The following is a 685-nucleotide window of genomic DNA, read 5'->3' on the forward strand; positions in this document are numbered from 1 at the left end:
TACGAGATGCCCGTTCATGGCGAGAAAAATCAAGGTAACGCCAACTAGGAATATCTGCGAAAGCACTGCAACGCTGACACCGTTCGCTGGGTCAACCATTGAGGCAAAACCCAAACCCATTTGCATCGCGATCATTTGTCCAGCAACAACAAACAACTGCATCAGCATAACAAACATCAAGCCCATTAGTGTGCCGATAAAGATCTGCTGCAAGGTTATATAAACGGAGGTAAAGGCCAATGCATCGACTGCAGGAACGGGCGGCAATAACGGCACAACAAGCAAAGTAACCGCGAAAGAGAAACCAATTCGAACCCGCATAGGAACGAGCTGGGTACCGATGATCGGAATGACCATAAAAAAACTGGCGATACGAAATAAAGGCCAAAGCCAACCCGCGACCCAGGCCGAGATTTGCGCATCAGTAAAGACCACAATTAGCCTATCAAAATAGGAATGTTATGAATCAGCTTCTCGGCGAAATCGATCAGCTTCTGCATAATGAAGGGCCCCGCCAAGATAAGCACTACTAAGGTGACCAACAGACGAGGCAAGAAGCTCAAGGTTTGCTCGTTAATCTGAGTTGCAGCCTGAAAAACACTCACCACGAGGCCGACCAGCAAACCTGGCGTCAGAACAAGAGCAACGAGAAGAACGATCAGATAGAGCGCTTCACTGACTAGAT

At 48.0% G+C, this 685-nt stretch carries 2 protein-coding genes; both read right to left on the reverse strand.

Features of this window, described 5'->3' with window-relative positions; translation table 11 throughout:
- On the reverse strand, nt 1-435 hold a 435-nt coding region (locus A3750_RS01065), incomplete at its 3' end, for a flagellar biosynthetic protein FliR (protein WP_197474781.1).
- 2 nt (nt 436-437) lie between these two features.
- On the reverse strand, nt 438-685 hold a 248-nt coding region (fliQ, locus tag A3750_RS01070; RefSeq protein WP_068547947.1), incomplete at its 5' end, for a flagellar biosynthesis protein FliQ.

The sequence above is a fragment of the Oleiphilus sp. HI0079 genome (assembly GCF_001635105.1).